At 61.2% G+C, this 11,601-nt stretch carries 10 protein-coding genes and 1 tRNA gene; 7 read left to right on the top strand and 4 right to left on the bottom strand.

Features of this window, described 5'->3' with window-relative positions; genetic code table 11:
- The first annotated feature begins 780 nt into the window (after window positions 1–780).
- The gene (locus tag M6D32_RS26095) at window positions 781–981 is read left to right on the top strand and encodes a hypothetical protein (protein ID WP_298261790.1); all 201 of its coding nucleotides are present in this window, start codon (window positions 781–783) and stop codon (window positions 979–981) included.
- Window positions 982–1,130: 149 nt separating this feature from the next.
- Here M6D32_RS26095 and M6D32_RS26090 read toward each other — a convergent pair whose 3' ends face one another.
- On the bottom strand, window positions 1,131–1,388 hold the full coding sequence (locus tag M6D32_RS26090) for a hypothetical protein (protein ID WP_298261788.1): 258 nt from the start codon (window positions 1,386–1,388) through the stop codon (window positions 1,131–1,133).
- 173 nt (window positions 1,389–1,561) lie between these two features.
- Here M6D32_RS26090 and M6D32_RS26085 point away from each other — a divergent pair, with 173 nt between their 5' ends.
- On the top strand, window positions 1,562–3,046 hold the full coding sequence (locus M6D32_RS26085) for an ATP-binding protein (RefSeq protein ID WP_298261786.1): 1,485 nt from the start codon (window positions 1,562–1,564) through the stop codon (window positions 3,044–3,046).
- A gap of 128 nt (window positions 3,047–3,174) precedes the next feature.
- Here the strand turns inward: M6D32_RS26085 and M6D32_RS26080 are convergent.
- Window positions 3,175–3,249: transfer RNA gene (locus M6D32_RS26080), tRNA-Gln, on the bottom strand.
- A 278-nt stretch (window positions 3,250–3,527) separates the two neighbouring features.
- Between M6D32_RS26080 and M6D32_RS26075 the strand changes: the two genes are divergently transcribed.
- Window positions 3,528–5,306: an acyl-CoA dehydrogenase gene (locus tag M6D32_RS26075; protein WP_298261784.1), complete on the top strand. Its 1,779-nt coding sequence runs from the start codon at window positions 3,528–3,530 to the stop codon at window positions 5,304–5,306.
- A 180-nt stretch (window positions 5,307–5,486) separates the two neighbouring features.
- Here M6D32_RS26075 and M6D32_RS26070 read toward each other — a convergent pair whose 3' ends face one another.
- Window positions 5,487–5,798 (bottom strand): copper-binding protein, encoded by a 312-nt coding sequence (locus M6D32_RS26070; RefSeq protein ID WP_298261782.1) that lies wholly within the window; start codon window positions 5,796–5,798, stop codon window positions 5,487–5,489.
- 268 nt (window positions 5,799–6,066) lie between these two features.
- The gene (locus M6D32_RS26065; protein WP_298261780.1) at window positions 6,067–7,050 is read right to left on the bottom strand and encodes a hypothetical protein; all 984 of its coding nucleotides are present in this window, start codon (window positions 7,048–7,050) and stop codon (window positions 6,067–6,069) included.
- Between the two features lie 216 nt (window positions 7,051–7,266).
- Between M6D32_RS26065 and M6D32_RS26060 the strand changes: the two genes are divergently transcribed.
- The 4 genes from M6D32_RS26060 (at window position 7,267) to M6D32_RS26045 (ending at window position 11,207) form a co-directional block, all read left to right on the top strand.
- Window positions 7,267–8,028, top strand: coding sequence for a crotonase/enoyl-CoA hydratase family protein (locus tag M6D32_RS26060; protein WP_298261778.1), 762 nt, complete (start codon window positions 7,267–7,269; stop codon window positions 8,026–8,028).
- A gap of 43 nt (window positions 8,029–8,071) precedes the next feature.
- The gene (locus tag M6D32_RS26055; RefSeq protein WP_298261794.1) at window positions 8,072–9,745 is read left to right on the top strand and encodes a bifunctional metallophosphatase/5'-nucleotidase; all 1,674 of its coding nucleotides are present in this window, start codon (window positions 8,072–8,074) and stop codon (window positions 9,743–9,745) included.
- Window positions 9,746–9,824: 79 nt separating this feature from the next.
- Window positions 9,825–10,760: a histone deacetylase family protein gene (locus M6D32_RS26050; protein ID WP_298261776.1), complete on the top strand. Its 936-nt coding sequence runs from the start codon at window positions 9,825–9,827 to the stop codon at window positions 10,758–10,760.
- Window positions 10,761–10,955: 195 nt separating this feature from the next.
- Entirely contained in the window at window positions 10,956–11,207 is a 252-nt protein-coding gene (locus M6D32_RS26045) for an exodeoxyribonuclease VII small subunit (protein ID WP_298261774.1), read from the top strand.
- Window positions 11,208–11,601: the final 394 nt, after the last annotated feature.

Raw genomic sequence — 11,601 nt, 5'->3', positions numbered from 1 at the left:
GCGTTCCTCGCCGCTCAACCGCACAACATACTTCTTTACCGAAATCTCCTTGGCAGCCATCATCGTCTCCATCGCTCCCGTTGCGACGGAATCGAATCACAAAAAGACCGTCCTTTCAAATTAATTGAAGCGAGCGACTAGTGCGGTGAATTTGAAGTTCCTATGACGAGGTTACCGCGAAACTGATAGGAACTTCAAATTCACCGCACTAGCGTCCCAAGGTGGAAAGCGCGCCAGCGGCCCTTGGAAAATTGGTCCTGACCCCGGAGAGGACTTTTTCTACACAATCGGTCATCAGCCGAGGTCGCGGAGCCCCCTTGGATGGCATCGAACGGTCGAAGGCCGAAAGTGCCTTCGGTTTTGTGTGAATTGATGCTATCGAGCGGTCTGGAACCCCTTATCGGCATGATCCGTTGCAGCGACCAGATAGACGAAAGAAGCTGTTATCTCGGATAGGGACTGCGACAGGTCGCAGTGCGGACAAACGGCTCGGCCAAGCGCAAAGGAGCGCGCAGAGAAATGTCCTATATTTATAAGCTAAGAGATGATGTTCGTCACTTGGGTCAAGGACCGCAAGGACGAACGGCCGTTGAACAGCCCCCGGTTTATACGGTGGTTCAGCGGCTGCCGATCGAGTCGGACGGGCGAATTAGATATCGCATCAAAAGCCAGTCCGAAAACTTCGAACGCGTCGTGACGGAAGATCAACTCTCGCCTTATCGGTGAATTTGTGGGGCAGCATTCCCGCTTTGAAATGCACGATCAAACTGTGGATTGGCTGTGAACGAAATGACTCCAGCCCAATCTAAACGCCTCAAGATCGGCCAGCGCGTTGCTTGGCATGACAGCGCCGACGACCAAGGCACGGTAAGTGCCAGCGACTGGTCCGGCGTGCGAATCGAATGGGACAACGGCAAGAGCCAGTTCTTTCATCACAATAATATGGGCGAAGTCGAAGTAGCCAGACCGAATCTGGTCTAAGCAGCGAGCCGCGAGATAGGCGCGATGCTCAAATCGAGCGGTCCAGGCGTTTTCGAGCGAAGTGGGGACCGGTTCGCGTGAAGAAAATGCGTCAAAACAAGAATCCAGAGCCCTGTTTTTGATTCAATCATAACCAGAGCTCTAACGAACTAAAGCAGTCTTGCCTTCCTGAACAACAGGCGTAGCGCCTGTGTTGCCTGGACGCTGAGCATCGCGTTTTTGTCCGCGGCCTCCAGCGCGACCTTCGCTTCGGCGTGCAGAGATCGAAACTCCATCCATTCGATGGGACTGAGGCTGGTGATGAAGCGGTAGGCTTGTCCGACGGTGTCAATCGTCACCGGCTCGCCATTCAACCTGATTTTGAACGCTGCTCTGAGTGGCGTTTGAGAATTCGCGGGGTCAGTCATGGAAAGCGACCGGCAGACATCGGCAAGCTGGCTACAGCGATGGATCCAATTTCAACCTACGCAACAAGCTTGTCACCAACTATTCACTTTTCGCGGTTTCCTCACTCGGAACGCTCGACCGGACGCGATCAGATTGATAAACGCGGTCTCCCGAAGTGGGATTTGAGTCGGACATGACCGTTGCTATCGAGATCGGACGCACCGCAACGGGTGATCCGGCGGCTTTGGACATCGAGGAACTCCTTGCGACGCGCCTGCTGGTGCAAGGCAATTCCGGCTCCGGGAAGTCGCACCTGCTACGCCGAATTCTCGAGCAGAGCGTCCCCTGGTTGCAGCAGACGGTGATCGATCCCGAAGGTGACTTTGTGACGCTGGCCGAGCAATTCGGCCACCTCGTCATCGATGCGGAGGAACACACTGAGCGGGGACTGCAGGTTGCGGGCCAACGGGTACGTTTCCACCGCGTTTCCACCGTCCTCAACCTTGAGGGGCTCGACGCCGAGAACCAGATGCGGCGTGCTGCGGCCTTCCTTGGCGGCCTTTTCGATGTCGCCCGGGATCACTGGTATCCGATGCTGGTGGTGGTGGACGAAGCGCAGTTATTTGCGCCGGCCGTGGCGGGGGAAGTTTCGGACGAAGCTCGCAAGCTCTCTCTCAGCGCCATGACAAACCTGATGTGCCGTGGCCGCAAACGCGGGCTAGCGGGTATCATAGCGACCCAACGCCTCGCAAAGCTTGCCAAGAACGTGGCGGCAGAGGCCGCCAATTTCCTGATGGGCCGAACCTTTCTTGATATCGATATGGCGCGCGCCGCCGATCTTCTTGGAATGGAGCGCCGGCAAGCGGACGCCTTTCGCGACCTGGAGCGAGGACACTTCATGGCGCTTGGGTCCGCCCTGTCGCGCCGCCCGATGAGTGTGCAGATAGGTCCGACGGATACACATCCACGCAACGCCTCGCCGCGACTGATGCCGCTTCCCGAAGCGACAGCCGATGCACGCGCCATCATCCTGGCAGCTCCGCCACCCGAGGTGAACCGGCCCGTGCGCAGGCCGCCGGCCGATATCGTCAGCGAGTTGATGGCGGCGAAGGCAACACCGCCGGAAGCGATGGAGCAGCCACTCACAACGGAGCAACAAGCAGAGCGACGTGAAAGGCTGGACCATATTCTCTGCGCCATCCTTGCCGAACCTGGCGCCGGATTTCGCGCCATCGACATTCTTTATCAGGAGTTCGTGGTCCGCTGCCGTATCGAAGGTCTTGGTTCTGCAGCGCCGAACCTCAGCGTCTTCCGCCGCATGCTGACCTGCGCGCGGGCCGGACTTCCCAGCAACATGGAAGACGAGGCCGACTGGCGGGACGTCTCGCTCCGCGCCCGGATCCTGCCAGAGGACATGCAAGGCGTGTTCTTACTGGTGGCGCGTGCCGCAAGAGAGCAATTGCCGGAGCCGAGCGATACGGCAATTGCACGCGCCTATGGGACGCACTCACTCCGCCGCGCCCGCCGAACGCTGACCTACATCGAGGAACAAGGCCTCGTGGTTTGTCAGCTCGATGGCCTGGGCCGGCGAATCGTAACGCTTGTCGAGCTGGCCTGGGCGACGGCGCCGGGCGACCCGAACGCCGGTGAAGCGGTGGACGAATGCTGCGCGCTTTAGCGCTCGGAAAATCGCCAGTATTCACCGCAAGCATCGCGCATGGTAACGCGGAGCGTTGTTCGATCTTTGAAGGGGCAGGTCCTCGGAATGAAACGTAACCCATGTGTCCGGAACGGACCAGTAAACCCTGGCTGGGGCGGGAGGATTCGAACCTCCGTATGGTGGAATCAAAATCCACTGCCTTACCACTTGGCGACGCCCCAACGGCCGAAGACGGGACAGCAGGCGCGTCCCGGACCTCAAATCGGCCACGCCGGTCTATAGAGGCAATCGAGCTATTTCAACCGGGTCGATGCCGAAAATCCGGTTGAAACGCGGACCCGGCAAGCGATCGACGGCCGGCGTCCCTCCTGGGCGGTTCCTGCTGAATTCACCTCCAAGGGTACTCTTTGACCGCACTGCCGCGCGCCGGAGAGTTGAGGCAGGCATCATTTCGTGGGAATACAGCCTTAGCTATCTATTTATACGGGGCCCCGAAGCCATGACCTATCGCGCGCCGATCAACGACATGCTGCTCGCCCTCAACCATGGCGCCGGCATGCAGGCCGCCGTGAAGGCCGGGCATTACGGCGATTTCGACGGCGATATTGCCGCGGCCGTTCTGGAAGAGGCCGGCCGGTTCGCCTCCGACGTGCTGGCGCCGCTCAACCGGGTGGGCGACGAGCACGGCATCAAGCTCGAGGGTTCGAGCGTGATCACCGCACCCGGCTGGCCCGATGCCTACAAGCGCTGGACCGCCGCGGGCTGGAACGCGGTCTCGGGATCGGAAACATTCGGCGGCCAGGGTCTGCCGCTCGCCATCAACGCAGCCTGCACCGAAATCTGGAGCGCCTCCAACATTTCCTTCGGCCTCTGCCCGCTATTGACGCTGAGCGCCATCGAAGCGCTCGACGCCCATGGCAGCGAGGAGTTGAAGAAGATCTATCTCGAAAAACTGATCACGGGCGACTGGCCCGGCACCATGCAACTCACCGAACCGCAGGCAGGGTCCGACGTCGGCGCGCTTCGCACCCGCGCGGAACGCGCTGGCGACGGCACCTACCGCATCAAGGGCACCAAGATCTTCATCACCTATGGCGACCATGACATGAGCGACAATATCGTTCATTTCGTGCTTGCGCGCCTGCCCGATGCGCCTCCCGGCACCAAAGGCATCTCGCTGTTCCTGATTCCGAAATTCCTGGTCAATGCCGACGGCTCGCTCGGCGCGCGCAACGACATCTATGTCAGCGGCATCGAGCACAAGCTCGGCATGCACGCCGCGCCGACCTGCACCATGACGATGGGCGACAAGGGCGGCGCCATCGGTTACCTGATCGGCGAGGAAAATCGCGGCATGCAGTGCATGTTCACGATGATGAACCAGGCCCGGCTCGGCGTTGGGCTCGAAGGTGTCGGCATAGCCGACCGTGCCTATCAGCAGGCGCTCGCTTTTGCGCAGGAACGGCGCCAGGGCCGCGCCATCGGTAAGCCGGGCAGCGAATCCGATTCGATCATCGTGCATCCCGACGTCAAGCGGATGCTGATGCAGATGCGTGCGATGACGGCAGCCGCCCGCACCATTTGCTACGCGACCGCGGTCGCGCTCGACGTTTCGGTGCGTGCCAAGGATGCCAAGGTGCGCGCGGAAGCCGCTGCGCGCGGCGCATTGCTGACGCCGATCGCCAAAGCCTTCTCCACCGATATCGGCAACGAGATCACATCGCTCGGCGTGCAGATCCACGGCGGCATGGGCTTCATCGAGGAAACCGGCGCCGCCCAGCATTACCGCGACGCCCGCATCACGCCGATCTATGAAGGAACCAACGGCATCCAGTCGATCGATCTGGTGACGCGCAAGCTCGCCGCCAATGGCGGGGAGTCGGTCTGGGCCCTGCTCGACGAACTCAAGGGCATCGTCGGCCGCGTCGAGGCCTCGAACGATCCAGCCTTTGGAACCACGCCCGCCAAGCTCCGCGATGCGCTTGGTTCACTTGAGCGCACCAGCCGCTGGCTGCTCGAGCGCGTCACCTCAGCCCCCAACGAAGCGCTGGCGGGCGCGACACCTTACTTGCGGCTGTTCGGCGCAACGCTTGGCGGATGCATGCTGGCGAACGAAGCGCTGGCCGCGCGTGGCATCAGTGAAGCCGATCCGCAGCGCTATGTCACGCTGGCGCGCTTCTTCGCCGAAAACGTTTCGGTGCAGGCGGGAGCGCTGGAGCGAACCGTGATGGACAGCGCAGACGCCGTGAACGGCGCAGACGCGGTGTTGCTGGGCTAGCGGTCCGATTCTAACATTCGCATCCCTTCTCAGCAGGCATTTTTGCGAATGTTAGAATCAAAGGACCACTAGCAAATATATGTTTCTAGTGGAGTTTGGGATTTGACATTCGCATTCCCGAGCTTGCCGATGGGTGGGTAGCGAATGTCAAATCCACTCCACTAGCTCGTTGCCTCGGCGTTACTGCGCGCCCGGCTTGCTGCGGTCGATCTTGGTGATGGTTTTGGCGCTATCGTCACCCGATGCCGAATAGCTGACGTGATCGCCCGCGTGCCAGGAATCCAGCGCGACCCCGCTTCCGACCTTGAACTGTTCCGAGGCGCCATTGGCATTCGCGCCGACCGTGCCGTTTTGCGTCGGCCGGATCGCGATGGTGTTGTTGAGGCGGTTGACTTCGGTGATGGTTCCCGTGTGCGCCTGTTGGGCGAAAGCGGCCGAACTGACGGCCACAAACGCGGCTGCACCAACCGAAAAGATTCTGACGAGGCCCATGGCATTCTCCCCTGTTGTCGGAAGACTAGCTAGTACCGCCGATCTGAAGTCCCTGCACCACAAGCGGCGAATTCGATCAGGGACTTCAGATCGATAAAGCGGTACTAGAATCAACAAGTTTGCTAGTGCCCATGACTTTCCGAAGTTCGTGAAAGTGGGTGCGGCGGTGGAACACGAACTTCGGAAAGTGGGCACTAGCGCGGTCAACCACTCAGCGCACAGATTGGTTCCGGCCGAAACCGGTTCCCGAGCAGCGCTCGCCAGAGCGCTATTGCACCGGCATCGGCGGGCGCGGCACCGACGTTGATCCAGGTTCGGGCTGCAGCGGGATCGGCGGCGGCACATAAGATTGCGCGGTCGCGGGCGGCGGCGGAGCCGCGGCTTGCACAGAATAGGACGAGGTCGTCGGCCGGTAGGCGGCCGGCGGCGCTGGTGTCGGCGACGGCGAATAGGTCGATGTCGTCGAATAAGACGATGACGGTCGGTGCGCAGCCGGGCGTGGCACCGTGGCGGCAACCTTGGCCTTAGCGCTCTGTTCGGCAAGCTTCTCGGACGTCTTCGCGAGATCGTGCGCCATCTGCTGCTGGCTCGCCTTCAACTCGGCGATTGAAGCCTTCAGCGTCTCGATCTCCTGATTGGCATTGGCAAGGTCGTTGGCCATCGATTGCAATTGCTGCGCCGGGTCCGGCGATGGAGCAGCGGTAGCGGCTGCGACGGTCGCTGCAGGGGCCGCGGAGCCCTCAGGCGTCCCGTTGTCGGCGGCGTTCAGGGCAGGCGCCACCGACGCCGGCGCTGCATCTGCCGTGGCATCGGCCGGCTTGTCCGCTGGCTTGGATTCTGCACCGAATCCGAATTTGTCCATCGTCAAGGATGAGGTCAGCGCAATCTGCGGCAGCCATTTTCCGAACGCCTTCTTGGCGGTATAGCCGAACACCTGCCAACCGAGCGCGGCACCCGTGATGCCGCCCGCCACGAGGAGGGCGGCCAACGCGCGCATCAATCTCCGGCCCCATGTGGGTCCGCTTGCGGGCGAAACGTCACTGACAGTCGCACGAAAGTTCGCATCGACCGTCGGCACCGGCGTATCCGGATCGGGCGCGGCACGAACGCCGGCCTCGGAATGCTGACGCGCGGCGGCGCGCAGGAGGTCCGTGATCTCCGCGTCGGACGGCGCGACCCGCACCTGATCGGACGGGATCACCACGAAATCACGACGATCGTCGTTTGCTTTTGGCTTCGGCCCGGTCTGCATTGGCCCTCCACCTTCGGTCAACGTCACCGGCTCAACCGCGGCCGGCAAAATATCTTGAGGAATCCCCTTGTACGCAGGATCTGCCCAGCCTTCACCCTGGTATGACCAAACCAAGGCAATCCCGTGGTGAGGTTGAGACCAGTTGTGGATCGCGCCCGCCCGACTGTAGGATATCTCGATACTTCCCGCCATTGACGTTGTTTGAAGGCCCAAATCATGACCGGACACGTGACTGTTACCGACGACGATGCCATTCGCGTGATTCGGCTCAGCCGTCCGGAAAAAAAGAACGCGATCACGCAGGACATGTACCGCGACATGAGCGAGGCGATCGATAGCGCGCAGGATAGCGCGGCGATCCGTTGCCTGATCATCTCGGGTGAGCCGGGCGTCTTCACCGCCGGCAACGATCTGGAAGACTTCTTGAAAGACGGCACGTCGAATACCGGCACGCCGCGCGCCTCCAACGCGATCAAATTCCTGTACTCGCTGGCCCACAACGTCAAGCCCATCGTGGCGGCCGTCGACGGCATCGCGATCGGCATCGGCACCACCATGCTGTTTCATTGCGATCAGGTGATCGCCAGCACGCGGGCGAGTTTCGCGACGCCCTTCATTCACCTCGGTCTCGTGCCGGAAGGCGCGTCCAGCCTGCTGGCGCCCTGGATGATGGGACATCAGCGTGCGTTTTCGATGCTGGTGATGGGACGCGCCCTCAACGCCGACGAGGCCCGCGCCGCCGGCTTCGTCAGTACAGTAGTTGCGCCAGAGGAGCTCGAAGCCGAGGCAAAAAAGGTGGCGCGCGAAATCGCGGCGCTTCCGGCCGAAGCCGTCGCGGCGTCGCGGAAATTGCTCAAGCATGCGCCCCAAGACCTGGTCCGGCGGATCGATCATGAAAGCCATCTGTTCGGCGAGCGGATGCGCTCGACTGAGGCGGTTGCGGCGTTCAAGGCGTTTTTCGCGCGGAAGAAGCCTTGAGCCGCTTCGTGAAATCGTCGTGGCCACGGTCTATCGTCGAACCATGAAATACTCGCTCGCCCTCGCTCTCGCAGCGCTCACGCTCGCTGCGTCGCCTCCCCTCACCGCGGCGGCAGAACCGGCCACGGTCGATCTGCGCATTCTCGCGATCAACGATTTCCACGGCTACCTTCGCGCGCCGTCCGGCGGGATCAGGATCACCGACCCCGAGGACAAGAGCAAAAAGATCACGGTGCCCGCAGGCGGCGCCGAACACATGGCAACCCTCGTCAAGCAATTGCGCGAAGGTCACAAGAACACGATATTTGTCGCTGCCGGCGACCTGATCGGCGCAAGCCCGCTTTTGTCGGCCATGTTCCATGACGAGCCTACGATTGAATCGCTTTCGATGATGGGACTGGCGCTCGCCTCCGTCGGCAATCACGAATTCGACGAAGGCAAGGACGAGTTGAAGCGGATGCAGAATGGCGGTTGCCATCCCCTTGACAAATGTCAGGGACCGCACCCGTTCATGGGCGCCAAGTTCCACTACCTCGCGGCCTCGACCGTCGAGACCGCGACTGGCAAAACGATCTTTCCGCCTTATGAAATCCGGGAGTTTGGCGGCATTCCGGTCGCCTTCATCGGCCTCACCCTCAAAGGCACTTCCGGCATTATTTCACCGGCAAGCGCTGCGGGCCTCGAATTTCGCGACGAGGCGGAGACCGTGAATGCGCTCGTGCCGGAACTGAAAGCACGCGGCGTCGAGACCATCGTGGTGCTGATTCACGAAGGCGGCTATCCGACCGGCGACTACAATGAGTGTCCGGCGATATCGGGCGCCATCGTCGATATCGTCAAGAAATTCGACCGCGCCGTCGATCTCGTGATCAGCGGCCACACCCATCAGGCCTATGTCTGCAACATCGACGGACGGCTCGTCACCTCGGCCGACAAGTATGGCACACTTGTCACCGCCATCGACGTCACGCTCGACACCGGGACCCGCGACGTCGTCAGCGCGAAGGCCGACAATGTCATTGTCCGCAGCAATACGCTCGCCAACGATCCCGACCAGACCGCACTGATCTCAGCCTATGACAAGCTCGCGGCTCCGATCGCCAACCGCCGGGCCGGATCGGTCACCGCCACCTTGTCGCGGGTGCCGAACGAGGCGGGAGAAAGTTCGCTCGGCGATATCGTTGCCGATGCACAACTGGCGGCGACGGCGAGCGCGGCCAACGGCGGCGCGATGGCGGCGTTCACCAATCCAGGCGGCCTGCGCGCCGATCTGGCGGTAAAGCAGGACGGCGCGGTGACCTATGCCGATCTGTTTGCGAGTCAGCCCTTCCGCAATCAACTCGTTACGCTCACGATCACGGGTGGCCAGATCAAGTCGATGCTGGAGCAGCAGTGGCTCGATCCGAAGCGACCACGGATCCTGCAAGTCTCCAAGGGGTTCCGCTATAGCTGGGACGACAGCAAGCCGTTCGGCGAGCACGTGATCGCGAATTCGATCTCGCTGAACGGCGATCGCCTCGATCCGGCCAGGAGCTATCGCATCACCGTGAACAACTATCTCTCCACCGGCGGCGACGGCTTTACGGCGTTGAAGCAAGGAACTGCGCCGCAATTTGGCGTCTATGACGCGGACGCGCTTTACGCTTATTTCCAGGCCAACAGCCCGATCAGCCCTGCCGCAGCCGACCGCATCAAGCGCCTCACTCAAGCGAAATGATCGGCCTTTCCCCGGCAGCGGTCAGCCCTTACATTGAGAGTTCCCGAAAGAGCGCACCTCACACGCGCAAAGGTCCTTCATGACGACGCTTCTCGTATCGCACCCGTCGACCCTGAACCACCAGACCCCGCCCGGACACCCCGAGCGTCCAGACCGGATTCGCGCGGTCGACGAAACCTTGAGTGAAAGCCGGTTCGATCCGCTGGTGCGCGAACTCGCGCCGGAGGGCTCGCTCGACCTCGTCACGCTGTGCCACGACGAACACTATGTCAGCGAATTGCGCCGCGCGGCGCCGACCAGTGGCCTCGTCTATCTCGACGGCGACACCTCGATGTCGCCCGGCACGTGGGAAGCGGTGATGCGCGGCGTCGGCGGCGCGGTCGCGGCCACGGACGCGATCATGGCGGGAAAGCACAGTAACGCCTTCGTGGCGATGCGCCCGCCCGGCCACCACGCCGAGACCAACCGGCCGATGGGCTTTTGCCTGTTCGATCACGCCGCGATCGCAGCGCGACATGCCCAGAAAAAATATGGCATTGGTCACGTCGCCGTCGTCGACTTCGACGTGCATCACGGCAATGGCACCCAGGATATTTTCTGGGCCGACAAGAGCGTGATGTATTGCTCGACGCACCAGATGCCGCTGTTTCCAGGCACCGGCGCCAGCGGCGAGCGCGGCGAGCACGACAACATTGTCAATGCTCCGCTGGCGCCGGAGGACGGCAGCGCGAAATTCCGCGCCGCTTTCGAGAACACGATCCTGCCCAACTTGAGCAAGTTCAGCCCCGAACTGATCATCATCTCGGCCGGATTCGATGCGCACCATCGCGATCCGCTGGCTTCGATCAACCTCAAGGCTGACGACTTCGGATGGGTGACGAAGAAGCTGATGGACCTCGCCGATCGCACCGCGGGCGGGCGAATTGTCTCGGTGCTCGAGGGCGGTTATGATCTTCAGGGCCTGAAGGAATCAGTCGCGGCCCATGTCAGCGCCTTGATGGGATCGGCATCTTAAGAAGCGCCCCACCTAGTGATCCGATTCTAACATTCGCATCCCCCCTCAGCGTCCACTTTGCGAATGTTAGGATCATAGGATCACTAGAGATATTAGATTCTAGTGTAGTTTAGGATTTGACATTCGCTTTCCGGACTCGCGGCTTGGGGGAGCGAATGTCAAATCCACTACACTAGCGCATCCGGGAAAATCGATATGGCTGAAAACGCCCAGGCGGACGTCAAGAAATTGAGCTTTGAGCGGGCGATGGAGGAACTCGAATCCATCGTCAAGCGGCTCGAGGACGGCAAGGTACCGTTGGAAGAATCGGTTGCCATCTACGAGCGCGGCGAAGCGTTGAAGCGCCGCTGCGAGGAATTGCTGCGCCAGGCGGAAGCGCGGGTCGACAAGATCACGACCGACTCAAGCGGCCAGCCGACGGGCACGGAACCGCTCGACGTCCAATAACGGTAACCAGCCGACTGGTTGCCCGCGCCCCAATTGCATTGGGGCTTTGCTGAAATGGTTAAGCAGCGTGGGGCATTTTCCCGAATTGGCCCGAAATTCGGCTGATTTGGACGCCGAAAGCCGCTTCAAAGACCAAACTGGCAGGTTCCAACGCCGGCTCCCGGTTCCCGACTGTTCCCCAAGCGGTTGGCTTTGAGCGACACTTTAGTGTAAAGGTTCGGGCTCTATGGGCCGAGGAAAGCACTCGCTGGGCACGTTCGTAGAACGTCAAGTGCTTCAAATAGCTCGATAAAGTGATCGATGGGTGGGACCGTCCAGGGTGATGCAAATCACATCGAACGACCCGGAGCATACCTAAGACTATGGATCAGGCCTTGGGTCTGCCGCGTTGCAT

Source organism: Bradyrhizobium sp. (assembly GCF_027307225.1).
Classification (GTDB): domain Bacteria; phylum Pseudomonadota; class Alphaproteobacteria; order Rhizobiales; family Xanthobacteraceae; genus Bradyrhizobium.
Note: the sequence above shows the minus strand (reverse complement) of the source record. Positions and strands in the feature narration are given on the sequence as shown.

Excerpts from the sequence above, each read along its gene's own strand:
- M6D32_RS26090 (WP_298261788.1), bottom strand. The coding sequence starts at position 1,388 with ATGACTGACCCCGCGAATTCTCAAACGCCACTCAGAGCAGCGTTCAAA.
- M6D32_RS26085 (WP_298261786.1), top strand. The coding sequence starts at position 1,562 with ATGACCGTTGCTATCGAGATCGGACGCACCGCAACGGGTGATCCGGCG.
- M6D32_RS26075 (WP_298261784.1), top strand. The coding sequence starts at position 3,528 with ATGACCTATCGCGCGCCGATCAACGACATGCTGCTCGCCCTCAACCAT.
- M6D32_RS26070 (WP_298261782.1), bottom strand. The coding sequence starts at position 5,798 with ATGGGCCTCGTCAGAATCTTTTCGGTTGGTGCAGCCGCGTTTGTGGCC.
- M6D32_RS26065 (WP_298261780.1), bottom strand. The coding sequence starts at position 7,050 with ATGCAGACCGGGCCGAAGCCAAAAGCAAACGACGATCGTCGTGATTTC.
- M6D32_RS26060 (WP_298261778.1), top strand. The coding sequence starts at position 7,267 with ATGACCGGACACGTGACTGTTACCGACGACGATGCCATTCGCGTGATT.
- M6D32_RS26055 (WP_298261794.1), top strand. The coding sequence starts at position 8,072 with ATGAAATACTCGCTCGCCCTCGCTCTCGCAGCGCTCACGCTCGCTGCG.
- M6D32_RS26050 (WP_298261776.1), top strand. The coding sequence starts at position 9,825 with ATGACGACGCTTCTCGTATCGCACCCGTCGACCCTGAACCACCAGACC.
- M6D32_RS26045 (WP_298261774.1), top strand. The coding sequence starts at position 10,956 with ATGGCTGAAAACGCCCAGGCGGACGTCAAGAAATTGAGCTTTGAGCGG.